28 protein-coding genes are annotated in these 25,500 nt (G+C 62.1%); 10 read left to right on the top strand and 18 right to left on the bottom strand.

Going from position 1 to position 25,500, the window contains the following annotated elements:
• Nucleotides 1-3: 3 nt before the first annotated feature.
• From GST84_06935 to GST84_06925, 3 genes are all read right to left on the bottom strand, one after another.
• Nucleotides 4-348, bottom strand: coding sequence for a YciI family protein (locus tag GST84_06935; protein XGB12110.1), 345 nt, complete (start codon nucleotides 346-348; stop codon nucleotides 4-6).
• Between the two features lie 45 nt (nucleotides 349-393).
• Nucleotides 394-819: a DUF4440 domain-containing protein gene (locus tag GST84_06930; protein ID XGB12109.1), complete on the bottom strand. Its 426-nt coding sequence runs from the start codon at nucleotides 817-819 to the stop codon at nucleotides 394-396.
• Between the two features lie 410 nt (nucleotides 820-1,229).
• Entirely contained in the window at nucleotides 1,230-1,487 is a 258-nt protein-coding gene (locus GST84_06925) for a DUF2790 domain-containing protein (GenBank protein XGB12108.1), read from the bottom strand.
• Between the two features lie 318 nt (nucleotides 1,488-1,805).
• Here GST84_06925 and GST84_06920 point away from each other — a divergent pair, with 318 nt between their 5' ends.
• Nucleotides 1,806-2,210: a GNAT family N-acetyltransferase gene (locus tag GST84_06920; protein XGB12107.1), complete on the top strand. Its 405-nt coding sequence runs from the start codon at nucleotides 1,806-1,808 to the stop codon at nucleotides 2,208-2,210.
• Here GST84_06920 and GST84_06915 read toward each other — a convergent pair.
• The 3 genes from GST84_06915 to GST84_06905 all read right to left on the bottom strand — a co-directional run bounded on the left by GST84_06915 (nucleotide 2,165) and on the right by GST84_06905 (nucleotide 3,994).
• Nucleotides 2,165-2,701, bottom strand: a complete 537-nt coding sequence (locus GST84_06915) for a peptide deformylase (GenBank protein XGB12106.1) — start codon at nucleotides 2,699-2,701, stop codon at nucleotides 2,165-2,167. The genes GST84_06920 and GST84_06915 overlap by 46 nt on opposite strands.
• The gene (locus GST84_06910) at nucleotides 2,701-3,657 is read right to left on the bottom strand and encodes a YihY family inner membrane protein (protein XGB12105.1); all 957 of its coding nucleotides are present in this window, start codon (nucleotides 3,655-3,657) and stop codon (nucleotides 2,701-2,703) included. Before GST84_06910 ends, GST84_06915 begins: the two co-directional genes overlap by 1 nt.
• 157 nt (nucleotides 3,658-3,814) lie before the next feature.
• The gene (locus GST84_06905; GenBank protein ID XGB12104.1) at nucleotides 3,815-3,994 is read right to left on the bottom strand and encodes a CsbD family protein; all 180 of its coding nucleotides are present in this window, start codon (nucleotides 3,992-3,994) and stop codon (nucleotides 3,815-3,817) included.
• A 235-nt stretch (nucleotides 3,995-4,229) separates the two neighbouring features.
• Here GST84_06905 and GST84_06900 point away from each other — a divergent pair, with 235 nt between their 5' ends.
• Nucleotides 4,230-4,610 carry a hypothetical protein gene (locus tag GST84_06900; protein XGB12103.1) on the top strand — a complete coding sequence of 127 codons (381 nt, stop codon included), beginning with the start codon at nucleotides 4,230-4,232 and terminating at the stop codon, nucleotides 4,608-4,610.
• A gap of 5 nt (nucleotides 4,611-4,615) precedes the next feature.
• Here GST84_06900 and GST84_06895 read toward each other — a convergent pair whose 3' ends face one another.
• Entirely contained in the window at nucleotides 4,616-5,452 is an 837-nt protein-coding gene (locus GST84_06895; protein ID XGB12102.1) for a GntR family transcriptional regulator, read from the bottom strand.
• 130 nt (nucleotides 5,453-5,582) lie between these two features.
• Between GST84_06895 and GST84_06890 the strand changes: the two genes are divergently transcribed.
• Entirely contained in the window at nucleotides 5,583-6,443 is an 861-nt protein-coding gene (locus tag GST84_06890; GenBank protein ID XGB12101.1) for a hypothetical protein, read from the top strand.
• 19 nt (nucleotides 6,444-6,462) lie between these two features.
• On the opposite strand, the gene aceK is transcribed toward GST84_06890, so the two are convergent.
• Nucleotides 6,463-8,178: a bifunctional isocitrate dehydrogenase kinase/phosphatase gene (aceK, locus tag GST84_06885; GenBank protein XGB12100.1), complete on the bottom strand. Its 1,716-nt coding sequence runs from the start codon at nucleotides 8,176-8,178 to the stop codon at nucleotides 6,463-6,465.
• A gap of 204 nt (nucleotides 8,179-8,382) precedes the next feature.
• On the opposite strand from aceK, the gene GST84_06880 reads away from it, so the two are divergent.
• Nucleotides 8,383-9,258, top strand: coding sequence for an EamA family transporter (locus GST84_06880; protein ID XGB12099.1), 876 nt, complete (start codon nucleotides 8,383-8,385; stop codon nucleotides 9,256-9,258).
• Between the two features lie 13 nt (nucleotides 9,259-9,271).
• A complete protein-coding gene (locus tag GST84_06875) occupies nucleotides 9,272-9,730 on the top strand; it encodes a DUF4265 domain-containing protein (protein ID XGB12098.1) in 459 nt (152 codons plus the stop codon).
• 3 nt (nucleotides 9,731-9,733) lie between these two features.
• Here GST84_06875 and GST84_06870 read toward each other — a convergent pair whose 3' ends face one another.
• From GST84_06870 to cysK, 3 genes are all read right to left on the bottom strand, one after another.
• Nucleotides 9,734-10,615 carry an EamA family transporter gene (locus GST84_06870; GenBank protein ID XGB12097.1) on the bottom strand — a complete coding sequence of 294 codons (882 nt, stop codon included), beginning with the start codon at nucleotides 10,613-10,615 and terminating at the stop codon, nucleotides 9,734-9,736.
• A gap of 436 nt (nucleotides 10,616-11,051) precedes the next feature.
• Complete coding sequence (locus GST84_06865; protein ID XGB12096.1) at nucleotides 11,052-11,987, bottom strand: aspartyl beta-hydroxylase; 936 nt, start codon at nucleotides 11,985-11,987, stop codon at nucleotides 11,052-11,054.
• Between the two features lie 173 nt (nucleotides 11,988-12,160).
• Nucleotides 12,161-13,135, bottom strand: a complete 975-nt coding sequence (cysK, locus tag GST84_06860; GenBank protein XGB12095.1) for a cysteine synthase A — start codon at nucleotides 13,133-13,135, stop codon at nucleotides 12,161-12,163.
• Nucleotides 13,136-13,267: 132 nt separating this feature from the next.
• On the opposite strand from cysK, the gene GST84_06855 reads away from it, so the two are divergent.
• The 3 genes from GST84_06855 to GST84_06845 all read left to right on the top strand — a co-directional run bounded on the left by GST84_06855 (nucleotide 13,268) and on the right by GST84_06845 (nucleotide 16,498).
• Nucleotides 13,268-14,341 (top strand): DUF748 domain-containing protein, encoded by a 1,074-nt coding sequence (locus tag GST84_06855; protein ID XGB12094.1) that lies wholly within the window; start codon nucleotides 13,268-13,270, stop codon nucleotides 14,339-14,341.
• Nucleotides 14,342-14,460: 119 nt separating this feature from the next.
• The gene (locus GST84_06850) at nucleotides 14,461-15,306 is read left to right on the top strand and encodes an AAA family ATPase (GenBank protein ID XGB12093.1); all 846 of its coding nucleotides are present in this window, start codon (nucleotides 14,461-14,463) and stop codon (nucleotides 15,304-15,306) included.
• Nucleotides 15,307-15,319: 13 nt separating this feature from the next.
• The gene (locus GST84_06845; GenBank protein XGB12092.1) at nucleotides 15,320-16,498 is read left to right on the top strand and encodes a VWA domain-containing protein; all 1,179 of its coding nucleotides are present in this window, start codon (nucleotides 15,320-15,322) and stop codon (nucleotides 16,496-16,498) included.
• A gap of 118 nt (nucleotides 16,499-16,616) precedes the next feature.
• On the opposite strand, the gene GST84_06840 is transcribed toward GST84_06845, so the two are convergent.
• From GST84_06840 to GST84_06825, 4 genes are read right to left on the bottom strand one after another with little or no spacing between them, the layout of a single operon-like run.
• Nucleotides 16,617-17,534 (bottom strand): 5-oxoprolinase/urea amidolyase family protein, encoded by a 918-nt coding sequence (locus GST84_06840; GenBank protein ID XGB12091.1) that lies wholly within the window; start codon nucleotides 17,532-17,534, stop codon nucleotides 16,617-16,619.
• Nucleotides 17,531-18,217 (bottom strand): 5-oxoprolinase subunit PxpB, encoded by a 687-nt coding sequence (gene pxpB / locus GST84_06835; protein XGB12090.1) that lies wholly within the window; start codon nucleotides 18,215-18,217, stop codon nucleotides 17,531-17,533. Before pxpB ends, GST84_06840 begins: the two co-directional genes overlap by 4 nt.
• Nucleotides 18,217-18,993 carry a 5-oxoprolinase subunit PxpA gene (gene pxpA, locus GST84_06830; protein XGB12089.1) on the bottom strand — a complete coding sequence of 259 codons (777 nt, stop codon included), beginning with the start codon at nucleotides 18,991-18,993 and terminating at the stop codon, nucleotides 18,217-18,219. The genes pxpB and pxpA overlap by 1 nt, the downstream gene beginning before the upstream one ends.
• Before the next feature lie 9 nt (nucleotides 18,994-19,002).
• A complete protein-coding gene (locus GST84_06825; GenBank protein XGB12088.1) occupies nucleotides 19,003-20,289 on the bottom strand; it encodes an MFS transporter in 1,287 nt (428 codons plus the stop codon).
• 130 nt (nucleotides 20,290-20,419) lie between these two features.
• Here GST84_06825 and GST84_06820 point away from each other — a divergent pair, with 130 nt between their 5' ends.
• Nucleotides 20,420-21,331, top strand: a complete 912-nt coding sequence (locus tag GST84_06820; GenBank protein ID XGB12087.1) for a LysR family transcriptional regulator — start codon at nucleotides 20,420-20,422, stop codon at nucleotides 21,329-21,331.
• A 122-nt stretch (nucleotides 21,332-21,453) separates the two neighbouring features.
• On the opposite strand, the gene GST84_06815 is transcribed toward GST84_06820, so the two are convergent.
• From GST84_06815 to GST84_06805, 3 genes are read right to left on the bottom strand one after another with little or no spacing between them, the layout of a single operon-like run.
• The gene (locus GST84_06815; GenBank protein XGB12086.1) at nucleotides 21,454-21,975 is read right to left on the bottom strand and encodes a DUF2937 family protein; all 522 of its coding nucleotides are present in this window, start codon (nucleotides 21,973-21,975) and stop codon (nucleotides 21,454-21,456) included.
• Nucleotides 21,976-21,985: 10 nt separating this feature from the next.
• Complete coding sequence (locus GST84_06810) at nucleotides 21,986-22,759, bottom strand: class II glutamine amidotransferase (GenBank protein XGB12085.1); 774 nt, start codon at nucleotides 22,757-22,759, stop codon at nucleotides 21,986-21,988.
• A 14-nt stretch (nucleotides 22,760-22,773) separates the two neighbouring features.
• Nucleotides 22,774-23,271 (bottom strand): MFS transporter, encoded by a 498-nt coding sequence (locus tag GST84_06805; protein XGB12084.1) that lies wholly within the window; start codon nucleotides 23,269-23,271, stop codon nucleotides 22,774-22,776.
• 87 nt (nucleotides 23,272-23,358) lie between these two features.
• Between GST84_06805 and GST84_06800 the strand changes: the two genes are divergently transcribed.
• Nucleotides 23,359-25,401 carry a prolyl oligopeptidase family serine peptidase gene (locus GST84_06800; protein XGB12083.1) on the top strand — a complete coding sequence of 681 codons (2,043 nt, stop codon included), beginning with the start codon at nucleotides 23,359-23,361 and terminating at the stop codon, nucleotides 25,399-25,401.
• The last annotated feature ends 99 nt before the right edge of the window (nucleotides 25,402-25,500 follow it).

The following is a 25,500-nucleotide window of genomic DNA, read 5'->3' as shown; positions in this document are numbered from 1 at the left end:
CGGTCAGGGTTGCAGCTCGCGCACTGGTCGCACCTCGACACTGCCGACCCGCGCGGCAGGGATGCCCTTGGCGATACTCAGCGCTTCGTTGAGGTCGCGGGCCTCCACCAGGTAGAAGCCGGCCAGTTGCTCCTTGGTTTCGGCAAACGGGCCATCAGTCAGGCTCATATGCCCGTTGCGCATGCGCACCGTGGTAGCAGTCTGCACCGACTTCAGCGCCTCGGCCGCCAGCATTCGCCCGGAACCGTGAATGGCTTCGGCGTAGGCCATGCATTCGGCGTCTTCCGGGCTGTCGGGCAGGCTGTGCAACAGCCCCTCGTCACAATAGACCAGGCACAGGTATTTCATGGTCGCCTCCAGGGCATTTGGCTAAGTGCGTTTGGCGATAACGGCTCAGGGCTTGAGATCGAACAGGGCTTTTTGCGTTTCCATGTCGAAAGGCGCCGACCAGTGTTCGTGGATTACCTGCCACTGGCCGCCTTGACGACGATAGCCCACCGTGGCGCGCATGAAGCCGCACTGGCTTTCGTCATCGCCCGGGCCGCAGCGGTTCAGCCAATGGGCCAGGGCCAGATCGCCAGCGGCGTGCACGGTAAGTTGGGCAAGTTCGAAGACCATGGGGCCGGTGCACATGCCCATGCACATTTCCCAGTGCGCCGTGTAGGCGGACTTGCCTTTGAATTGCAGGGCCTGGATGGCATCGAAGGCGACAATATCGTCGGCGTAGGGGGCGATGATGCCCGGGATGTCGCGATCGCGCACGGCTTGCATCCAGCGCTCGATCAATTGGCGGATTTCGGTTTCGGCTGCGGTGCTCATCGGGGGTCCTCCGACAGGACAGGGTGTTTTGGCACACTGCGTGCGTGCCTTCACTTATGGTCGAACTGAGGGAGGGGAAATCGACAGTGGAGGAGAATATTTTGACGGGGGGCAGCTGAGAGATCGAGCGCCGCCCGCGCGGCGCATCGCGAGCAAGCTCGCTCCTACATTTGTTTCGGGCCAGTATTGCCTGTGCCTACGCGCGCGACCGCCTTGTTTGCGCCACCCGATATCGAGGAGGACGCCAAAGGGCCGCGCGCTTCTGCCTCAGGAATAACTGGCCCGAAACAAATGTAGGAGCGAGCTTGCTCGCGATGCGCCGCGCGGGCGGCGCTCGATCCCACGGGCGGTGAAAATGCCGCGGCGATCACATGGAAGCCAGCAGCAACTTTCATCGCACTACCTATCTATCACCCCTGCTGGCAACCTTCACCCATGGCCCGGTACTGAATGGTGTGCACCTGGCCCTGATGGTCTTCATAGGTCATGGTCGCAGGTACCACTTCGCAGACATTGGGGATGGTCGACAGGTTGATCACCCGCTTGATGTCCAGGTTCATCGAATAGTCGTACTGCTGAGCCACAGGCTCGCTGGAAACGGGTTTGGCCTCATCGGCGAGGGCGAACGAGGACATACCGACCAATGCAAGAATCAGTAATGGTTTCATGTGGTTTTGCCTTTTGCGCGTTCAAGCTGATCGATTGACTTCTATTGCCGTATCCGGCGCGGAGAAGTTGTCATCTATGGTCTAGATGGCACGAAGTACCGATCCCGCTTCGTACTGCCAGGGGGGATGAACAAAATTCTACTCCCGGCCAGCAATAGTTGAACCCCGGAGTCGGATATTCACCCTTGCCGGTTTTGCAACAATCTGCGACAACGTGGCCGCAAATCATCAGGCCAGAGCCTCTGGCCACGTTTCAGGGTAGGACTCACCATTTCTGAACAATTGTCCTGTTCGAAGCTTTCGGACACAGAACGCCGTTTGCTGGACCACTTCTACCGCCAGCACAGCTCACGCATGCGCGCTGCAAGCGACGCCGAACTGTGGGTAGCACGGGCGCCTGGCATCATCGCCGGGCTGAGCTTGAGTGCGGTGAGTGAGGGGTTCTGGCTGACCGGCCTGTTCGTCGACCCGCAGCGACGCAGCCAAGGGGTGGCCGCGCGGTTGGTCGAGGCAGCGCTGGTGCAAGTTGGCGGGCCTGTCTGGCTGTTCTGTCATCCCGAGCTAACGCCCTTCTACCAGCGCCTGGGCTTCGACCTGGCCCAGCAACTGCCAGAAGCCCTGGCTAGCCGCCTGCAACGCTATCAGCGCAACAAACGCCTGGTAGCCCTGCAGCGAGGTCAGTCCTCGCTGACCTCGAGCCCGGGGAACAACACATCGGTGTAGCCGAACCTGGCGAAGTCCTGGATGCGCGAGGGGTATAGCCGGCCAATCAGGTGGTCGCACTCGTGTTGCACCACCCGTGCATGGAAGCCATCGGCAAAGCGGCTGATCGGGTTGCCGTGGGGGTCGATGCCTTGGTAGCCGATATGCTTGAAGCGCGGCACCACGCCGCGCAGGCCAGGCACCGACAGGCAACCTTCCCAGCCGTCCTCGACCTCGCTGGAGGTCGGGGTGATGACCGGATTCAGCAGAATGGTCTGCGGCACCGCCTCGGCATCGGGGTATCGCTCGCTGCGCTCGAAGCCGAAGATCACCAACTGCAGGTCGATGCCGATCTGCGGGGCAGCCAGGCCCACACCGCCTACGTGACGCATGGTTTCGAACATGTCGTCGATCAACTGCTGCAGTTCGGCACTGCCAAGCATGTGCTCGGGCACTGGCGGTGCGATGCGCAGCAGGCGTTCATCGCCCATCTTGAGAATGTCACGGATCATCAGGGGTTCGGCTCGACGCTATGAGGCTTGCTCGGGTTCGGGTGCTCGTGACCCAGTACAGTCAAGGTTTCCTTGGGCTTATCCTCGTCGAAGTCTTTCTCGCCCGGGTTCTTGCCTTCGGCTGACATGTGCTCGATCACCGCATTCATTTCGGCGCCGAGCAACAACACGGCGGCCGAAATATAGAAATACAGCAACAGCACGATGATTGCACCAATGCTGCCGTACATGGCGTTGTAATCGGCAAAGGTCTTCACGTAGTAGGCAAAGCCCAGTGAGGCCACGATCCACACCACCACCGCCAGCACCGAGCCTGGGGTGATGAAGCGAAACTGTTGTTTCACATCAGGCATCACGTAATAGATCAGGGCCACTGCCACCATCAGCAGAATGATGATCACCGGCCAGCGCAGGATGGTCCACAGTGTGACGATGAACTCCTGCATGCCGATCTGGGCGGCGATCCATTCCATCACCTGGGGGCCCAGTACCATCAGTGCTGCGGCCGCAAGCAGCATGCCAGCCAGGCCCACGGTGTAGAAAATGGAAAGCGGGATACGCTTCCACACCGGGCGACCTTCGGGCACATCGTAGGCGGCGTTCATGGCGCTCATCATCAGGCGCACGCCAGCGGAGGCGGTCCACAGGGCGATCACGATACCCACCGACAGCAGCCCGCCCTTGGATTGTTGCAACTGGTCGATCACCGGATTCACCTGCTCCAGCGCCTGGGGCGGCAATACCAGTTCCGATTGCAGACGCAGCCAGGAGAAAAAGTCCGGCAGGTGCAGGAAACCGATCAGGGCAATCAGGAACAACAGGAAGGGGAATAGCGAGAACAGCGCCTGGTAGGCCAGCGCTGAGGCATAGGTGGACATCTCGTCGTCGAGGAATTCCTTGACGGTGCGAACCAGCACGCGGTGCAGGGGCAAGCCGCGCAGGTCGGGGAAAATCATAGCGTCTCCTTTCGCCGCTTGATCGTTACAACAGACAAGTCTAATAGACCCTGCCCGTGCTGTGCTGCTCCCGGCCGTGGTTGAAGAATTTGCTTACGTATAGTGCCGGCCTCTTCGCGGGTTCGTCCGCGAAGAGGCCGGCACAGGCCGTCTCAAGTCAAGGCTTCTTCACCGCATCCTTCACATTGCCCTTTATCTGTTGCGCCTCGCCTTTCAACTCCTGCGCCTTGCCTTCGCCGCGCAGCTTGTCGTTGTCGGTCACCTTGCCAACACCCTGTTTCACGTTGCCGATCGCTTCGTTGGCCAAGCCTTTCGCTTTGTCTTTAGTACCGCTCATGGCAAAACTCCTGCAAATGGAGACACGTGAACCGTGTCGACATTAGGTGGACCCAACGCCTTCTCCAGGAGTTTCAACGGATTTCCCGGTCAGAAGCCGGACGGTAAGACTGCGGGCGAATACCGCACAAGCCGGTGAAGAGGCTCGCACATGCGCCGCCAGTTACAAACCTTGCCCCGCCCCGTGCCACCCCTCACAATGCAGGCCTTCATAGCGTCAACCCGCAGGAACCTGCATGAAACTCGACAAACCCGCCGCCATCGCCCGGCGCAACGAAGCACTGGCCCGCCCGGTGCTGACCAGCAGCAATACGCTGTTCGCCATCCTGGACAACAAACGCAACCTGTGGTGGTTCGAAGTGCCAGTGGCACTGCTGGGCAAAGGCCAGGCCGACTGGGTCAACCTGCTGCTGCACACGCCAGAAAGCGATGAGCTGCAGCACCTGAAGGTACCCACCAATTTCCTCAAGGCTCACCTGGAGCAGATGGAAGTGCGCAAGCCTGGCAAGCGCCGCTCCACCATCAGCCTGGCCCTCAGCGCCGACCGTGACTCGCTGCTGCGCGACACCCGTCCGGGTGGCGAGCAGCTGGACTTCCGCAACTTCGTACAGCCGTAACGCGGTCAGGCTTTCTCGATACGATCGTCATGGATGACGATCAGGCCCTGCTTGAACAACCCGCCAATGGCCTTCTTGAAGTTGCCCTTGCTGACGTTGAACAGTTTGCTGATCAGCGCAGGGTCACTCTTGTCGCACACCCCCAACACCCCGCCTTCGGCTTCCAGGCGCGCCATGATCTGCTCTTGAAGGGTGTCCGCCAGGGCAGCGCCTACCGGCTGCAGGCTCAGTGAAATCTTGCCGTCCTGGCGCATTTCCTTGATGAAGCCTTTCTCGTGCATGCCCGAGCGCAAGAACTTGAACACCTCGTTCTTGTGGATCAGGCCCCAGTGGCGGTTGTTGATGATGGCCTTGAAGCCCATCGGCGTTTCGCCGGCCACCAGCAGCTCGACCGGCTGACCAACCTTGTAGTCGGCCGGGGTGACATCGAGATAGCGGTCCAGGCGCGAGGTGGCAGTGATCCGGCGGGTACGCTTGTCGAGGTACACGTGCACCACGCAGTAATCGCCAATCTTCAGCGGCCGTGCCTCTTCCGAGTACGGCATCAGCAAGTCCTTGGACAGGCCCCAGTCCAGGAAGATACCGGCACCGTTGATGTCCTTGACCTTCAGGCTGGCAAACTCGCCAACCTGCACCTTGGGCTTCTCGGTGGTGGCGATCAGCTGGTCTTCGCTGTCCAGGTAGATGAACACGTTCAACCAGTCATCGACCTCGGTCTCGGCGTTTTTCGGGATGTAGCGCCCGGGCAGCAGGATCTCGCCATCGGCGCCGCCGTCCAGGTACAGACCGAAGTCCACGTGTTTCACGATTTGCAAACTGTTGTAGCGCCCAAGCAGAGCCATTTCCGATGATCCTCAAGACAAGGCGGCTATTCTACACCTGAAGCCACCACATGGCCCGACCACTCATGCAGTGGAACCGCCAGCCCGCACTTGCATCTACCTTCTGGCCAGCCTGAGGAAGGAACAGCACATGCCGCTACGCCTGCCCAAAGCCCTGCTTATCGCCATCGGCTTCGCCCTGGCCTTGGCCGCCTGCAGCCGCATCGACCTGGCCTATCGCAACCTCGACCGCCTGGTGCCGTGGTCGCTGAGCGACTACCTGGACATGAACCGCGAGCAAAGGGCGCTGCTGGACGATCGGTTGCGCGAGCACCTGGCCTGGCATTGCAAGACTCAACTGCCCGGCTACCTCGACTGGCTCGATCGGCTACGTGGCATGGTCGCCGCCGGCCAGGTGACCGACCAGGCCCTGCAACAAAGCACCCTCGACGTGCGTGAAGCGATTGGTCGGGTGACCGAGGAAATCACCCCGTCAGCCACCGAACTGCTGCGTGGCATGAGCGACGACCAGGTAGCGAAAATGCGTGAGGCCTTCCGCGAAGACATCAGTGAGCGGCAGAAGCAGTATGTGGATACGCCCTTGCCGAAGCAGATTGCCCGCCGTAGCGAGCGCATGGAAAAACGCCTGGCACCCTGGTTTGGCGAGTTGACTGCGGTACAGAAGCAACGCATCCAGACCTGGTCTCAAGCGCTGGGTGACCAGAACCGTGAATGGATCGCCAACCGCGCCCACTGGCAGCAGCAATTGCTCTTGGCGATGAACCAGCGCAACGACTCCAGCTTCGAGCCGCGCCTGGCGACCTTGTTGCAGCGCAAGGAGAGTTTGTGGACACCCGAGTACCGGGCGGCGTATCAGAATACCGAACGGCAGGCGCGCAGCCTGCTGGTGGACCTGGTGCAGCAAAGCACTCCGCAGCAGCGGCGGTTCCTGCAGGAACGGTTGGGCAAGGTACGTTCCCATTTGAGTGAGATGAAGTGTTTGAAGGAGTGACAGGCCTGCTCGACCTGACTCACCGGGCTTTGCGCCGATACGGAAATACATCGATCACTTTCCCTTCACGTATCGCCGCCTGCAGCCCCTTCCAGTAGTCCGCGTCATACAGTTCCCCATGCAAGCGGCTGAACAACCGCCGCTGGCCCATATCGGCAAACAGAAACGGCGGAAACTCTTCGGGGAACACATCATGCGGCCCTATCGAGTACCACGGCTCGCCCGACATTTCGTCCTCCGGGTAACGCGGTGGCGGAATGTGGCGGAAATTCACCTCGGTCAGGAAGCTGATTTCGTCATAGTCGTAGAACACGACCCGGCCATGGCGGGTCACGCCAAAGTTTTTCAGCAGCATGTCGCCGGGGAAGATATTTGCCGCCGCCAGCTGCTTGATGGCCAGGCCGTAGTCCTCCAGTGCCTCCAGCACCTGGCCCTCGGTGGCATGCTCCAGGTACAGGTTCAACGGTGTCATGCGCCGCTCGGTCCAACAGTGGCGGATCAGCACCGTGTCGCCCTCCAGCACCACCGTCGACGGTGCCACCTCCAGCAACTCGGCCAGGCAATCCGGCTCGAACTTGCTGCGCGGAAAGCGAAAATCGGCAAACTCCTGGGTGTCGGCCATACGGCCCACCCGGTCGACGCTTTTCACCAGCCGGTACTTGTCGATCACCGTGGCGCGGTCCACGGTTTTCGATGGCGAAAAGCGGTCCTTGATGATCTTGAACACCGTATTGAAGCCGGGCAAGGTGAACACGCTCATGACCATGCCCCGCACCCCTGGCGCCATGACAAAGCGGTCATCACTGCTGGCAAGGTGGTTGATCAGCGCGCGGTAGAACTCCGACTTGCCCTGCTTGTAGAACCCGATCGAGGTGTATAGCTCGGCAATGTGCTTGCCTGGAAGGATGCGCTTGAGGAAATTGACGAACTCGGCCGGCACCGGTACATCGGCCATGAAGTAAGAGCGGGTGAACGAAAAGATGATCGACACCTCGGCCTCGTCGGTGATCAATGCATCGGCCTCGATACCGTGGCCCTCGCGGTGCAGCAAGGGAATCACCAACGGCCACTGTTCATCGCTGTTGTACAGGCGGCCGACCAGATAGGCCCCCTTGTTGCGGTAAAGCACGGGTACAAACAATTCCACGGCCAGCGCCGGGTCCTTGCACACCCAGTCGGGCAGGCATTCGCGCAGTTGTTCTTCCAGCCGCGTCAGGTCGCCCTCCAGGTCGCCATAGGGCATGTCGAATGGGTAATCGGCGAACACCGCGCGCAGCAAGTTCCTGAGACTGCCGTCAAGCCGATAGGTACGGGTTTGCGCGACGCGCTCGCGGCCGCGCATGGAAGGCCGGGTGGTGTGGATGAACATGCAGCCGTCGCTGATCTGGTCATGGCTGAACAGGCTGCAAAACAGCGAGTTGTACCAGGTCTCTGCCAGCTCGTCGTCCAGCCGTGGGTCGATCAGGTGGATATAGGCGTTTTTCACCAGTGGCCACTGTTCCACGTCCAGCAGCACCTCCGTGGCAAAAGCCTGACGCAGCCAGCCGTTGACTTCGGCGACTTTCTCTTCATAGAGATTGATGCGGGCGGCGGCGGCCTGCTGAATGTCCTGCCAGTGCGCCTGCTCGAAGCGTTTGCGGGCTCCGAGGGTGATGCGCTGGAAATGATCGCGGTAGTCGTCGAAGCCGGCGAGGATCATCCGGGCGATTTCGACAGCGGGCCAGGGCTGGGACATGCGTGGGGCCTCGGAGCTGGGATTGAGTACAGAGCTTAGCCGCCCTTGGCTTCATGGGTTACTGCCATTGAAGCCCCGAGCTGTAGTTGCACCTGCCTTGCCCAGAGCCCCGCAGCCCGAGAGGAATTACACAGCAAGAAAGCACAAGAATCCCCCCGCCCCCTGGCGTACACTCGCGCCCCTGCCTTGCCTTCGGAGACCGTTGTGAGCCCCATCGCCCTAGCCCGCCTGCTGACCCTTGCCGCCGTCTGGGGAGCGAGTTTCCTGTTCATGCGCATCATCGCCCCCGAACTGGGCACGGTGCCGACCGCGTTCTTCCGGGTGTCCATCGCCTGCCTGGGCCTGATCGTGCTACTCGCCGCCGCCCGGGTGCGCTGGGACTTCCAGGGTAAGCTCGGTGCCTGCCTGGTGCTGGGCATGATCAACTCCGGCATCCCCGCCACCTTCTACTCGGTGGCGGCCCAGGTGCTGCCGGCCGGCTATTCGGCGATCTTCAACGCCACCACCCCGTTGATGGGCGTGCTGGTCGGCGTACTGTTCTTCCGCGAGCCAATGACCCTGGCCAAACTCTGCGGCATCTTCCTTGGCCTGTTCGGCGTCGGCATCCTCAGCGGCGCCGGCCCGGTGGCACTGGACATGGCCCTGCTGCAAGGCGCCCTCGCCTGCCTGGCGGCCACTACCTGCTACGGCTTTGCCGGGTTCCTCGCCCGCCGCTGGATCAGCGGCCTGGACAGCCGTCTTTCCGCCCTGGGTAGCATGCTCGGCGCCACACTGATGCTGACCCCGCTGTTCGGCTGGAGCGCACTCTCCCAGCCGCCCGCCAGCTGGGGGGGTTGGGACGTGTGGTTGTCGTTGCTGGGCCTGGGGCTGCTGTGCACGGCATTCGCCTACATTCTTTACTTCCGCCTGCTCGAGGAAATCGGCCCGGTAAAAGCCAGCACCGTAACGTTCCTGATCCCGGTATTCGGCGTATTGTGGGGTGCATGGCTGCTGAATGAGCCATTGTCGATGGCGCACCTATACGGCGGCCTGCTGATTGGCCTGGCCTTGTGGCTGGTGCTGCGCCCGGCGCGCAACTGAAGCGGAGTACTGCATGAACAGCGCGTACAAAAAGGTTTTGTTCCGCCTGGAACAGGACGAGAACGGCTACCCACCGGCTTCGGTCGAGGGGCTGTGGGCCAAGGCCGTAGAAGGCGGCTATGCCGTCGACAACATCCCCTTCCATGTCTATGGCATCGCCCCGGGCGACGTGATCGACACACGTGAGGAAGAAGGCGAAACTTGGTTCGCAGAACTGCGCCACAGCAGCGGTAGCTCGGTGTTCCGGGTGGTCGTCAAACCTCCGGAAACCCTCGACCAGGTACGTGCGGCATTGCTGGATTTCGGCTGTGCCTGTGAAACCGAGCAAGCAGTGAAGATGCTGGCGGTCGAGGTCCCGCCGCAACGCTCGCTCGACACCCTGCTCTACTACCTGCTCACCCAGCGCGAAGCCGGCCTGCTGGACTTCGAGGAAGGCGTGTTGCGCCACGCCATCCCCGAAGAATTCCGCTAGGGCCTACGCTTCCGCCAGGCGCGCCGCGGGCTTGCGAAACACGAACAGCAGCCCAACAACGATCAGCCCCATGCCCAGCAAGCTTAGCGGCGCCAGGCGATTACCGAAGATCAGCAAGTCCATCACTGCAGTCACTGCCGGCACCAGGTAGAACAGGCTGGTGACATTGACCAGATTGCCCTTGGCGATCAGCCGGTACAGCAGCAAGGTTGCCAGCAGCGAGACCACCAGGCCCATCCACAGCAGCGCACCGACGAAGCCGCCGGTCCACTCGACATGGAGCGGTTGCAAAGGTGCGAACAGCGCGCACATGGCAAAGCCGGCCAGGTACTGCAGCGGCAGTGTGCCCATGGGGTTGTCGGTAATGCGCTTCTGCAGGATCGAGCCAAAGGTCATGCTGACCAGCGCCAGCAGGGCGAACAGCATCCCCGCCAGCGATACCCCGCCCAGGTTGATGCCCTGGTAGACCACCATGATCAAGCCGCCCAGCCCCAAACCCAGGCCGAACAAACGGCTCCAGGAACGCTGGCGCTCCATCAGCACCACGGTGAGGATCGGTTGGACGCCCATCACCGTCGCCATGACACCAGGGGTGACATGGGTATCAAGCGCCAACAGATAGAAGATCTGATAGGCACCGAGCAGCACACAGCCTGTACCCAGGGCGCGCAGAATGCTACCGCGAGTACGCGGCCAGCGCAGCCCTAGCAACGGGCCGATCAGCAACAGGCCAGCCAGGGCCAGCGCCGAGCGCAACAGCAGAAAGGCGAACGGGCTGGCATGCGCCAGGCCAAGTTTGGAGACGATCGCCCCGCTGCTCCACAGCAGGACGAACAGGCAGGTAGTGGCCGCAGAGGCCACGGACGCTTTGGTAAAGACAGACATGAATTGCCACCTGATTAGTAGGCAGATAAGCCAAACGGACGGCGTGCGCTTCGACGTGAGAAGTGGCCGACCGTGTTCAGTAGGTTGCGCGTGCGAAGGGTTGCGGCACGAAGCCGATCAGCCCAGCACAACCACGCAATGAGGCGGAGCTACGCCGCCTACGACGCCACTGACAGGTGGTGGGGAGTGACAGATCATGACCGGCTGCTGGCTACCACGCACGACCATGCCCGCGACTGGCGCGATGGCAAAGCGTGTGGTGGAAGGAATGGCAGGCATGACAGCGGTCTTTGAAGAAGTGAATGTTCTGGAATATAGCGAGTGATTCTTCGCGGCACAAGCCTGCTTTCACAGGCTCTGCTCATCCTTCAAGGAGGGTGATGCTCTTGTGGAAGCGGGCTTGGCCCCGCGAAGAGGCCCGAACAAACTACAAAAATCAGAACAACCAGCGATACAGCAGATACGCCACCACCACCGCCAGTACCGGCCGCAGCACACGGTAAGCCTTGGGGTTGGCGCGCTTGAACTGCTTCACATGGCTGCTGATCTTGTTGCTGAAGCGCTTGCTCCAGGCGTACGCCTGGTTGATCCCACCCACGCGCTCTTCGTCGGTGTTCTGCGGCGCGGTGGCGCGGCCGAGGAAGGCACTGACCTTACGGTTGATACGCGTCATCAACGGGCTACTCAGCGGGCGCTCGATGTCGCAGAACAGGATCACGCGGGTTACGTCGGTTTCGTTCTTGACCCAGTGCACATAGGTTTCATCGAACATCACGTCTTCGCCATCACGCCAGGCGTACTGCTCACCGTCCACGTAGATGCGGCATGCGTCGGAGTTCGGCGTGGACAGCCCCAGGTGATAACGCAGCGAACCTGCGAACGGGTCGCGGTGCGGGTTCAGGTGGCTGCCGCCGGGCAGCAGGGCGAACATTGCGCCCTTCACATTGGGGATGCTGCTGACCAGCTCGACAGTGCGCGGGCACAGGGTTTGCGCCGAAGGCAGCGGTTTGTCGTACCACTTCAGGTAAAAGCGCTTCCAGCCCTTCTTGAAGAACGAACCAAAGCCGGCGTCGTTATCTTTCTCGGCGGCACGGATATAGCCTTCGTCGAACAGGCGCATGGCCTCTTCGCGGATTTCCTGCCAGTTGTCCTTCAGCACGTCCAGCTCCGGGAAGCGCTGACGGTCCAGATAGGGCTTGGACGGCACGCCGGAAAACAGGTACATCAACGCGTTGTAGGGGGCGAACAGCGCCGAATGGTTGACGAACTGGCGCAACACCGGCAGGCGGGCCTTGCCGCGCAGGTGCACGAACAGCACGCTGCCGAAAAACACCAGCAAGACACCCGCCTTGGCTGCAAAGGAAAAGGTCATGCTTTCACTCCTTGGGGAAGAGCCAGGGCTGCGCTGCCTGCTCTCCAGAAAATCATCCTGCCATCATAAACCGATCCCGCCGCGGTAAAAACAACCCGGGCGGGATCGCATTCATGAAGATTCTGCAATAAACCAGGCCGCCGATTGTTGCGCCGGATCAGCGGCAAGGCCGATTACTGTTGGTTTTCCTGCTCGCTGAACATGTCGCTGAACAGCATGCTCGACAGATATCGCTCGCCCGAGTCGGGCAGGATTACGACGATGGTCTTACCCTGCATTTCCGGTTTTTCGGCCAGGCGCACCGCCGCCGCCATTGCCGCACCGCAGGAAATACCGCAAAGGATGCCCTCTTCCTGCATCAGGCGAATAGCCATGGCCTTGGACTCTTCGTCGGTCACCGTCTCCACCTGGTCGACGATCGACAGGTCGAGGTTTTTCGGCACGAAGCCGGCGCCGATGCCCTGGATTTTGTGCGGGCTGGGCTTGAGTTCTTCACCGGCCAGGGTCTGGCTGATCAGTGGCGATGCCACGGGCTCCACAGCCACCGACAGGATGGCCTTGCCCTGGGTATGCTTGATGTAACGCGACACGCCGGTGATGGTGCCGCCAGTGCCCACGCCCGCCACCAGCACGTCGACTGCGCCGTCAGTGTCGTTCCAGATCTCCGGGCCAGTGGTTTTTTCGTGAATGGCCGGGTTGGCCGGGTTTTCGAACTGGCCCGGCAAGAAGTACTGCTCCGGGTCGGAGGCGACGATTTCGTTGGCCTTCTCGATAGCGCCCTTCATGCCCTTGGCCGGATCGGTCAACACCAGCTCGGCGCCTAGTGCCTTGAGCACCTTGCGGCGCTCCAGGCTCATCGAGGCGGGCATGGTCAGCATCAGCTTGTAGCCGCGGGCAGCGGCGACGAAGGCCAGGCCGATACCGGTGTTGCCCGAGGTGGGCTCGACGATGGTCATGCCCGGCTTGAGCTTGCCGCTGCTCTCGGCGTCCCAGACCATGTTCGCACCAATGCGGCATTTGACCGAATAACCCGGGTTGCGCCCTTCGATCTTGGCCAGGATGGTCACGCCGCGCGGGGCGATGCGGTTGATCTGCACCAGCGGCGTGTTACCGATGGAGTGGGCGTTGTCTGCAAAGATACGGCTCATGGCAGGGGTCCTTGGCATGAAAAAGCAGGGAAATGCCTCAAGGGTAAGCCCGCGGCAGTGGCCCGTAAAGCCTGTTCGAACTCAGCCCGCCGCGGTGCGGTCAACCGCACATCCTGCCTTGGAGACCGCCTCATGAAAGCCCGCTATCGCTGGCCGCTGGTCGGCCTGGCCAGCCTGATCGCACTGCTGGTGGCGCTGCACCTGGCCCTGCCCTACCTGGTGCGCGACTACCTCAACAACAAGCTGGCCGACATGGGTGACTACCGCGGCCAGGTAGCCGATGTGGACCTGGCCTGGTGGCGCGGCGCCTATCAGATCAATGGGCTGAGGATCGTCAAGATCACCGGCAAGGTGCCCGTACCGCTTCTCGAGGCCCCACTGATCGACCTTTCGGTGAGCTGGCGTTCGTTGTGGTACGACAAGGCAGTGGTAGCGGAGGTGACGTTCGTGCACCCCGAACTGAACTTTGTCGACGGTGGTAGCAAACAGGCATCGCAGACCGGTCAAGGTACCGACTGGCGCCAACAGCTGGAAAAACTCCTGCCCATCACCCTCAACGAGGTGCGTATCGACAACGGCGTGCTGACGTTCCGTAACTTCAACTCCAAGCCACCGGTCGACCTGAAGGCCACCCGGTTGAATGCCAGCATCCACAACTTGACCAATGTGCGCGACCAGAAAGGCCGTCGCGATGCCAGTTTCGAAGGTACGGCGTTGATCGCGGGGGATGCAAAGGTAGAAAGCCGTGCCACCTTCGACCCGTTCAGTGATTTCGATGACTTCGAATTCAGGCTTCGCGCCACCGGCATCGAGCTGCGCAAGCTGAATGACTTTGCCAGCGCCTACGGCAAATTCGACTTCAATGCCGGGCACGGTGACGTGGTCATCGAGGCCCAGGCAGAAAACGGCCGGCTGAACGGCTATATAAAACCGCTGCTGCGCGATGTCGACGTGTTCGACTGGCAACAGGACGTCGAGGAAAAGGACAAGGGTTTCTTCCGCTCGGTGTGGGAGGCCTTGGTGGGTGCGACCGAGACGGTGCTTAAGAACCAGCCGAAAAACCAGTTCGCTACCCGGGTGGAACTCAGTGGCAGTGTGCGCCAACAGGATATCAGTGCCTTCGAAGCGTTCTTGCAGATCCTCCGTAACGGGTTTATCCAGGCATTCAATGCGCGTTATGAGCAGCCAGCGCCGAAGTCTGACTGAGACAGCGTGACGGGGCATTCAGGGACTGAATACCCGGTCCGCGTTTTCAGTCGCCTGGCCCCGCGTTATAGTCGCTAACAAATCAAGACCAATACAGGCTAAAGCAGAGGACAGCCCCCATGAAGTTCGAAGGCACCCGCGACTACGTCGCCACAGACGACTTGAAACTGGCGGTAAACGCGGCCATTACCCTCGAACGCCCGCTGTTGGTCAAGGGCGAACCAGGCACCGGCAAAACCATGCTCGCCGAGCAGTTGGCGGCTTCGTTCGGGGCGCGCCTGATCACCTGGCACATCAAGTCCACCACGAAGGCCCACCAGGGGCTTTACGAGTACGACGCAGTCAGCCGCCTGCGTGATTCGCAGCTGGGCGTGGACAAGGTGCACGATGTGCGCAACTACCTGAAAAAGGGCAAGCTCTGGGAGGCCTTCGAGGCCGACGAGCGGGTCATCCTGCTGATCGACGAAATCGACAAGGCCGATATCGAATTCCCTAACGACCTGCTGCAAGAACTCGACAAGATGGAGTTCTACGTCTACGAAATCGACGAGACCATCAAGGCCAGACAGCGTCCGATCATCATCATTACCTCGAACAACGAAAAAGAGCTGCCGGACGCCTTCCTGCGCCGCTGCTTCTTCCACTACATCGCCTTCCCCGACCGCACTACCCTGCAGCAGATTGTCGACGTGCACTACCCGAATATCAGCCAGTCGCTGGTCAGTGAGGCGCTGGATGTGTTCTTCGACGTACGCAAGGTGCCGGGCCTGAAGAAAAAGCCGTCCACCTCCGAGCTGGTCGACTGGCTCAAGCTGCTGATGGCCGACAATATCGGTGAAGCGGTGCTGCGCGAACGCGACCCGACCAAGGCCATCCCGCCGCTGGCCGGTGCGCTGGTAAAAAACGAGCAGGATGTACAACTGCTCGAGCGCCTGGCCTTCATGAGCCGGCGCGGCAACCGCTGACAGGAGCAGGGCCATGCTGCTCAATCTGTTCAATGAGATGCGTGCGGCCAAGGTGCCGGTCTCGGTGCGTGAGCTGCTCGACCTGCACCAGGCCTTGCAAAAGCGCGTGGTGTTTGCCGACATGGACGAGTTCTACTACCTCGCCCGCGCCATCCTGGTAAAGGACGAACGCCACTTCGACAAGTTCGACCGGGCCTTCGCAGCCTATTTCAAGGGCCTGGAAAACCTCGACCGGCACATTGAGGCGCTGATCCCCGAAGACTGGCTGCGTAAAGAGTTCGAGCGCTCGCTGACCGATGAAGAGCGCGCGCAAATCCAGTCGCTGGGCGGCCTGGACAAGCTTATCGAGGCCTTCAAGAAACGCCTCGAAGAGCAAAAGGAACGCCACGCTGGCGGCAACAAGTGGATTGGTACCGGTGGCACCAGCCCATTCGGCTCGGGCGGTTTCAACCCCGAGGGTATCCGCGTCGGTGACGCCGGCAAGCGTCAGGGCAAGGCGGTAAAAGTCTGGGACCAACGCGAGTACAAGAACCTCGACGACCAGGTCGAGCTTGGCACCCGCAACATCAAGCTGGCCCTGCGCCGGCTGCGCAAGTTCGCCCGCGAAGGCGCCGCCGAAGAGCTGGACATTGACGGTACCATCGACCATACCGCGCGTGATGCCGGGTTGCTGAACATCCAGATGCGCCCTGAGCGGCGCAACACCGTGAAGCTGCTGTTGCTGTTCGACATTGGCGGCTCGATGGATGCGCACGTCAAAGTCTGCGAAGAGCTGTTCTCGGCCTGCAAGACCGAGTTCAAGCACCTGGAGTATTACTACTTCCACAATTGCGTTTATGAATCGGTGTGGAAGAACAACCTGCGCCGCACGTCAGAGCGTTTTTCCACCTTCGACCTGCTGCACAAGTATGGTGATGACTACAAGGTGGTGTTCGTCGGTGACGCGGCCATGGCGCCCTACGAGATCACCCAGCCAGGCGGCAGCGTGGAGCATTGGAACGAAGAAGCCGGGTATGTGTGGATCCAGCGCTTCATGGAAAAATTCAAGAAAATCATCTGGATCAACCCTTACCCCAAGCAGGCCTGGGAATACACCGCGTCGACCCATCTGGTGCGGGACCTGATCGAGGACAAGATGTATCCGCTGACCCTGCAAGGGTTGGAGGAAGGGATGCGCTACCTGTCCAAGTGAGGTTGCCTGTCCCGGCCCTTTCGCGGGCTCGCCCGCTCCCACAGGCCCCCACATTCAAAACCCTCAAATGCAGTGCGATCCCTGTGGGAGCGGGCAAGCCCGCGAAAGGGCAGCAGCCTTACAACCAACGCCCCAGGTAAAGCTGCTGCTCCCGCCAGGCCTCGTCCTGCACCACCGCCCTGAACCGCACAGAAGCCCCCGGCATGCATTGCGCCAGTTGCGCCAGCGCCAGCGGCGTCAGCGCGCCCAGCCGCGGGTACCCACCAATGGTCTGCCGGTCATTGAGCAACACGATCGGCTGCCCGTCCGGTGGCACCTGCACAGCCCCGAGCGGAATCCCTTCAGAAATCATCGGCGCGCCCTGGTAGACCAGCTGCGGTCCCAGTAAGCGGACGCCCATGCGGTCGGCCCGCCTGTCCAGCGTCCAGTCACTGTTGAACGCTTCGAACAGGCTGGTACCGCTGAATTCACCGATCTGCGCGCCTATCACCAGGTCGAGCACCGGCTTTTTGGCGAACTGCGGGCACAACGCTTGCGGCACTTCGCGCAGGGTTGCTTTGCTACCGGTAAAAGCTAATGCCTGGTCTTTAGCCAGCGCAGCACCCTGGCCATCGATGCCACCCAGTGCTTCACGTACCACAGTGGCACAACTGCCCAGCACGTCCTCGCCCTGAAACCCGCCAGGTGCCGCCAGGTACGCCCGGACGCCCCGCTTTGGCTGTTTCAGGGTCAAGCGCTGGCCCTTGGCCAGGGCAAAGCTGCGCCATGGCGCCAAGGGCTGATCATCGACCCTGGCATCCAGGTCGGCACCGGCCAGGGCCAGCACGCAATCCTGTTCGGCCACCACGCAAAAACCACCCAGCGCCACCTCGACCACTGGCGCCCCCAACGGGTTGCCCAGCAGCCAGTTGGCCCAGTGCATCGCCACCCAGTCCAGCGCCCCGCCCTGGGTCACGCCCAAATGACGCACGCCAAAGCGCCCGGCATCCTGTAACTGGCACAACGGCGTACTGGCCTCGATCCTCAATTGCTTCATCCCTGCGCCTCCACATCACCACCCATGGCCAGGAATTCACTGCGCGAAACCGGCACAAAGCGCACCCGGTCACCGGGTTGCAAGAGGCTGTAACCCTCACGCTCACGGTCGAACAACCGCACCGGGGTGCGCCCGATCAGGTTCCAGCCACCCGGCGATACTGCCGGATACGCCGCCGTCTGACGCTCGGCAATGCCCACGCTGCCCGCCGCCACGCGCTTGCGCGGGGTACTCAGACGAGGGCTGGCCAGGCGCTCATCGACCAGGCCCATGAAGCCGAAACCAGGTGCGAAGCCCAAGGCAAACACCGGGTAATCACGCTCGCAATGCAAGCGAACAATCTCGGCTTCACTCAAGCCGCTGCGGGCCGCCAGCACAGGCAGCTCGGGGCCGACACTGGCGTCGTACCACACCGGGATCTCGTGTCGGCGGCCGCTACTGCCGGTGTCAGGCTGCAAGCCGTCCAGCGCCTGAGCGATTCGCGCCCTCGCCTCGCCCGGCGGCAGGGCAGACTGCACCATCAGCGTGGTGTAGGACGGCACCAGGTCCAGCAAGTGCTCGCCGAACGCCGCGCTCAAGCGCCGGCTGGCGGCGAGCATCCATGGCATGTTGGCCTCATCGATACGGTCGAACAGGCGTACCATCAGGCTGTCGATGGCGACCACTTCGATTCGCGGCTTCATCACGCCTCCAGCCCATCGAGGGCCTGGCGAATCTGCCGCACCGCAGCCACCGAACTGTCGTTGTCGCCATGCACGCAGAGGGTGCGGGCGGCGAGCTGCAAGGCACTGCCATCGTCAGCCAACAGCGTTTCGCCTCGGGCCAGACGCACAGCCTGCTCCACCACCCGCGCCGGGTCGTGATGCACCGCGCCCGGCAGCCGCCGCGACAGCAGATGGCCGCTGGCGGTGTATGCGCGGTCTGCGAACGCCTCGAACCACAGCGGTACGCCAACTTCATCGCCCAGTACCTGGGCGGCTCGGTTGTCGGCGGTGGCCATCAGCATCAACGGCAGGTTGCTGTCATAGGCCGCTACGGCCTCCAGCACGGTACGCAGCTTGAGCGGGTCGGCCATCATGTCGTTGTACAGCGCGCCGTGGGGCTTCACATAGGCCACGCGACCACCCAGCACTTTGCAGATGCCATCCAGCGCACCGATCTGGTAATGCAGCAGGTCGCGGATTTCTTCCGGGCTGCAGGCCATGGAACGGCGGCCAAAGCCGACCAGGTCCGGGTAGGCCGGATGAGCGCCGATAGTCACCCCGTGCTCCAGCGCCAACGCCACGGTGCGGCGCATGATACCGGGGTCGCCGGCATGGTAACCGCAGGCGATGTTGGCGCAATCGATGTAAGGCATGACTTCGGCATCCAGGCCCATGCGCCAGCTGCCGAAACTCTCACCCATGTCGCAATTGAGTAGCAGGCGTTCCACCACGCGGTCTCCCTTGTCGTTGTGCATATGCCTACCTTACCGCGCCTGCAGCTGTTTGCCGCGGGTTTCCGGCAAGCTCAAGGCCGCCACGATCACAATGCCGTAGGACACCGCAGAAAACACGCCGATACCCAGGCCCAGCGGAACATTCTGGCCGAGCATGCCGATCATCAACGGGAACAGCGCGGCTATGACCTTGCCGATGTTGTAGCAGAAGCCCTGCCCCGAACCCCGAATGCGCGTAGGGAACAGTTCGGTCAGAAACGCGCCCATGCCACTGAAGATACCCGAGGCGAAAAAGCCCAGCGGGAGGCCCAGCCACAGCATCACGCCATCGCTGACCGGCATCTGCGTGTACAACAGCACAATGACGAAAGAGCCCACGGCGAACAGGATGAAGTTCTTCTTGCGCCCCAGCAGGTCGGACAGATAAGCGCTGACCACATAGCCCACGTACGAGCCGACGATCACCATGGCCAGATAGCCACCCGTGCCCAGCACACTCAGGCCGCGCTCGTTCTTCAGGAAGGTTGGCAGCCACGAGGTGATGGCGTAGTAACCGCCGAGCGCGCCGGTGGTCAGCAGGGATGCCCGAACGGTGGTCCAGAGCATGCCCGGCGCGAAGATTTCGTAGAAGCGCGAAGGGGCCTCGGCGTTTTCCACTGCCTTGGCGTTACGATACACCTCAGGGTCCTTGACCAGGCGGCGAACGAAGATCACGAAAACCGCCGGTACCAGCCCCAGCAGGAACAACGCACGCCAGGCCTGCTCTGCCGGCAGCCAAGAGAACAGCAGCGCATAGAGGATGGCCGTGAGGCCCCAGCCAATTGCCCAACCGGACTGCACCATGCCGACCGCCTTGCCGCGGTCCTGGGCACGGATCACCTCGCCGATCAACACCGCGCCGGCGGTCCACTCGCCACCGAAGCCAAAGCCCATCAGGGTTCGGGCAATCAGCAGTTGCTCGTAGTTCTGAGCGAAGCCACACAGGAAGGTGAAGAAGGCGAACCACAACACCGTCAGTTGCAGGGTACGCACACGGCCGATGCGGTCGGAGAGGATACCGGCCACCCAGCCTCCTGCAGCGGAGGCGATCAGCGTGCTGGTGTGGATCAAGCCGGCTTCGGTGGTAGTGAGCCCCCACAGCATGATCAGCGTAGGGATGACGAAACTGAGCATCTGCGTGTCCATGCCGTCCAGGCCATAGCCAATCTTGCAGCTCCAGAAAGTACGTCGTTGCTGTTTGTCGATGTCGCGGTACCAGGCGAAAGGCCCGGTCGAACGGAAGGAACTGACCTGCTGCTGCACGCCGGTGGGGTTCATGGATGCCTCGGCTTGTTGGTATTGTTTTATGAGCGACATAAAGCGTCGCGGCCTGGGCGACATTGTTCAGAGGCCGCCTCGCCTGCGTCCAACGAAAAAAACCGCCGGTCTGGAACAAGAAAAACTGATCATGAACCTTCGCTTCCTCGAAACCTTCGTCTGGGTCGCCCGGCTCAAGAGCTTCCGCCTGACGGCAGAAAAGCTGTTCACCACCCAGGCTTCGGTATCCAGCCGTATTGCCGCACTGGAGGCTGACCTGGGCGTGAAGCTGCTGCTGCGCGATTCCCGCGGCGTCAGCCTGACCCCGGAGGGCGGCAAGGTACTGGAATACGCCGAACGCATGCTGGAAACCGCCAAGGCCATGAAGCAATCGCTGGACAGCGACCGGGCCAAGGTCGGGCGCATTCGCATCGGGGTGATGGATACTGTGATCCACACCTGGATGAGCGCACTGGTGGCGGAGTTGAGCGAGCGATACCCGCAGGTGGAAATCGAACTGGTGGCCGACACCGCGCTGAACTTGCGCGAGCAGTTGCAGAAGGGTTTTCTTGACGTGATTTTGCAGACCGACTTGCTACGCGAGCAATCGATCCGCAGCCTCGACCTGGCGCGCTACCCAATGGGCTGGGTGGTAGCCGCAGGCGCCCACCAGCACCGGGACTATGCGTCGCTGGCCGAACTTGGGCGCGAGCGTATCATCACCTTCTCGAAGAATTCACGGCCGCACCAGGAGGTACTGAGCTTGCTGCAGACTGCGGGGGCAGAGGCGCCGCGGTTGAATTGCGTGAACTCGGTGGCGGCGATTACCCGGCTGTTGCGCGACGGCTTTGGCATTGGCGCGCTACCGCCGGCGCTGGTGGATGCCGACTTGGGCCGGGGCGAGCTGGTGCTGCTGGAAGGGTTGCGGCCGCCGCCGAGCCTGGAGCTGGTGGTGGCGTGGCAGACCGGGGTGGCGTTGGTAGATGAGGTGGTTGGGGTTTGCCGGCAGGTGCTGGAGCGTTATGCGCGGGATGTGGGTGGGCAGCGGATCGTGCTGGTCTGAACGACGGTCTCTGCCTGTACCGGCCCTTTCGCGGGCTCGCCCGCTCCCACTCCCGCCAGGCCTGTGATAATCCTGTGGGAGCGGGCAGGCCCGCGAAAGGGCCGGTACAGGTACAGCAGAACTTAGCGCCAGCTCTCTTTCACCACCCTGCGCCGCCCGCCCAGGATCAGCCAGCCAATCCCCAGCAACAGGCTTTCGACCACAAACGCCAGCACAAAACCGGCACCAACCCCCCAGCCGATCGCCTCGGGCACCAGTAGAATCTGGTAGCTGTAGCCATTGAGGGTTTCTTCGCGCAACTGCGGGTCGGCCTGCACCAGCACATGCCAGGTACGCTCGGCCCATGACCCTTGCAGCACCTGCCATTCATTTTCCAGCAGTTCGTTGCGGATCATCAGGCTTTCGATGCTGTTGGCGTCACTGATGAACACCGGGTCATCGCTGCTGCGGTAGTGCTGCAGCAGCGCCTGCAAGTCGCCCTTGAAAAAGCGCTCGGCCGTTTGCCGGAACCCATCGAGCGCCTCGCGCGATTCGAACAAGTGCGCCTCGACCCGCTGGCTATAGTCCTTGACCAGCCCCGGGACCTGAATACCGGCCAGCAGGCCGAAGGTGAACAACAGCAATCGAAGGTAACTTCTGAACATGCAGGCGTCCTTAGCTCTGGCCGTGCGCCACGCACTCGCCGTGCCGCCACAGGGCCCACTGACCCGGTGCGTAGCGGTGCCAGGACTCGTTCTCGGTCAGGGCCTCGGTGGCAATCACCGTGACCACGTCGTTGGGGGTGGTTTCGGTATGAAAATCGACGATCAGGTCGACATCCTTTAACCGTGCGGCACCAAATGGCGCACGGCGGGTAATGTGCACCAGCTTGGTCGAGCAAAAGCAGAACAGCCAGTCGCCGTCGCTGAGCATGCAGTTGAATACGCCCTGACCACGGTAGCCGGCACAGGCTTCGACCAGCACTGGCAGCAGCTGTTCCACCGGCACCGGTTCCGGGAAAGCGCTGCGGATGCGGTTGAGCAGGTCACAGAAGGCCGCTTCGCTGTCGGTGTCGCCCACTGGCCGGTAGAAACTGGCCAGGCCCTTGAAGTCACCCAGCTGGCCGTTGTGCGCGAAGCACCAGTTACGGCCCCACATTTCCCGCACGAACGGGTGGGTATTGGACAAGCACACCCTGCCGACATTGGCCTGACGGATATGACCAATCACCACTTCGCTTTTGATCGGGTAGCGCTGCACGAGGTTGGCCACTTCCGACTCGCTGCTCGCAGCCGGGTCCTGGAACAGGCGCAGCCCGCGGCCTTCGTAAAAGCCTATCCCCCAGCCGTCACGGTGCGGGCCGGTACGCCCGCCCCGCTGCATCAGGCCGGTGAAGCTGAAAACGATGTCGGTAGGGACGTTGGCACTCATGCCCAGCAGTTCGCACATCGGAGTGTCTCCGTTTACAGGCGTGGTTCGACCCGGCCTGCGCCACGCGCAGCGGCTGGCGGCGAGTCGTCACGGTAACGGTCGCTGCGCTCGGCTGCCAGCGGCGCTTGGGCGCCGAGCTGATCATCCTCGGCCAGCTGACGCTTGGCAGCGGCTTCGGCCTGTTCACGGCGTGCGTGCGCGCGCTTTTCAAGCGGCCAGCGCAGCAGGACGAAGAGGAAGTACAGGCCGAAAGCGATCATGCCGTACATGACGAAGTCGGACACAGCGCGCCAGGCGTTGTTGCCGACCTTGAAGGCAACATCCAGCGCAGTGATGGCGATTGCCGGGGCGAAGCTGTCCTTGACCGGATCGACGATGGTCGGGGTCAGCAGCAGCACCGCCAGCACCACCCGTAGCGGTTCGCGCAGCCAGCGCCACATCCAGCCGGTGAGCTTGAAGCCCACCAGCAGGCACCCTAAGGCGGCCACTGCGTACAGGCCCCAGGCGAAGGTGTAGTCGTTCTCGGTCATGGTGTTCGTGCAAGCCAGGCAAAGAGTTGCCTATGATAAACACTTTTCAGGGCGCAGACAGTGTTTGCCCCAATCAAGAGATCTTCAATGCCAACCAAGCCCCAACCCCCGATTGCCCAAGCCAACCAGGCAAACGACCCGTATGCCTGGCTGCAACAGCGCGACACCCCAGAGGTCCTCGCCTACCTGCAAGCTGAAAACGCCTACCAGGAAGCCTGCCTGGCCGACCAGGCCCCGTTGCGTGAGCAACTGTTCGAAGAGATCAAGGGCCGCATCCTGGAGACCGACCTGTCACTGCCGGCGCCCTGGGGCCCCTACCTGTATTACACCCGTACCACCGCCGGCGACGAATACCCGCGTCACTACCGCTGCCCACGCCCGGCCGATGACTCGAACACCGTCGATGAACGCCAGGAGCAACTGCTGCTCGACCCCAACGTCCTGGCCAACGGCGGTTTCCTTTCCCTCGGCGCGTTCAGCATCAGCCCCGACCACCGCCTGCTGGCCTACAGCCTCGACACCAGCGGCGACGAAATCTATACCCTGTACGTCAAAGACCTGGCCAGTGGCAGTGTCACTACCCTGCCCTTCGACGACTGCGACGGTAGCCTGACCTGGGCCAACGACAGCCAGACACTATTCTTCGCTGAGCTTGACGACACCCACCGCCCATGGCGCCTGCGTCGCCACACCTTGGGCACTGACGCCGCGCAAACCGTGTTCGAAGAGCCGGACGGGCGTTTCTTCCTGCACTGCTACCGCACCAGTTCCGAGCGCCAGCTGGTACTGCTGCTGAACAGCAAGACCACCAGCGAGGCCTGGGTACTGGACGCCGAAACCCCGCAGGCACCGTTCATCTGCCTGGCGCCGCGCGTCGAAGGCCACGAATACTTCCCCGACCATGGCCAGCTCGACGGCGAGTGGCGCTGGTTCATCCGCACCAACCAGGATGGCATCAACTTCGCCCTTTACCACGCGCCAGTCGCGCCAGTACCAAGCCGCGAACAGTGGCAGGTGCTGGTGGCGCACCGCGACGCGGTCATGCTCGAAGGCCTCAGCCTGAACAGCGGCGCCCTGACCCTGAGCCTGCGCGAAGGCGGCCTGCCGATCATCGAAGTGCGCCCGCAAGGTTTGCCGGCCTACCGCGTCGAGCTGCCAGACGCCGCCTACAGCCTGTACGTGCAGGACAGCCTGGAATTTGCCAGCACTCGCATACGCTTGCGCTACGAAGCGCTCAACCGCCCGGCCCAGGTGCGCCAACTGGCGTTGTCCACGGGCGACCAGGTGGTGCTCAAGCAAACCCCGGTGCTCGGTGCATTCGATGCCGATGATTATGTCAGTGAGCGCCTGTGGGCAACCGCAGCGGACGGCCCCCAGGTGCCGATCAGCCTGGTACGCCGCCGCCAGGACCTGGGCAAGACCGTGCCGCTGTACCTGTACGGCTATGGCGCCTATGGCGAAAGCCTCGACCCTTGGTTCTCACATGCGCGCCTGAGCCTGCTGGAACGTGGCGTGGCCTTTGCCATTGCCCATGTGCGGGGTGGCGGTGAACTGGGGGAGGCCTGGTACCGCGCCGGCAAGCAGGAGCACAAGCACAACACCTTCAGCGACTTCATCGCCTGCGCCGAGCACCTGATCAGCCAGGGCGTGACGGCCGCCGACCGCCTGGCCATCAGTGGTGGCAGCGCTGGCGGCCTGCTGATCGGCGCGGTGCTCAACCTGCGCCCGGAACTGTTCCGCTGCGCCATTGCCGAGGTGCCATTCGTCGACGTGCTCAACACCATGCTCGACCCGGAGCTGCCGCTGACCGTGACCGAGTACGACGAATGGGGCAACCCTGAAGAACCAGAGGTGTATGAACGGATCAAGGCTTATGCGCCGTATGAGAATCTGAAAGTGCAGGCCTACCCGGCGATGCTGGTGGTGGCGGGCTACAACGACAGCCGCGTGCAGTATTGGGAAGCCGCCAAATGGGTGGCGAAGTTGCGCACGCTCAAGACCGACAGCAACCTGCTGCTGCTCAAGACCGAGATGGGGGCTGGGCATGGTGGGATGAGCGGGCGGTACCAAGGGTTGAAAGATGTGGCGCTGGAGTATGCGTTCGTGTTTGGCGAGCTAGGTATTGCCTAAACCCAGGTTTGAGCACCCGCGCGATTGGACTGTGGGAGCGGGCAAGCCCGCGAAGCCAACACCGTGGTGGATGGCACGGGCTTCGCCCGTGTTCGCGGG

The sequence above is a fragment of the Pseudomonas putida genome (assembly GCA_041879295.1).
Taxonomy (GTDB): domain Bacteria; phylum Pseudomonadota; class Gammaproteobacteria; order Pseudomonadales; family Pseudomonadaceae; genus Aquipseudomonas; species Aquipseudomonas putida_Y.
Note: the sequence above shows the minus strand (reverse complement) of the source record. Positions and strands in the feature narration are given on the sequence as shown.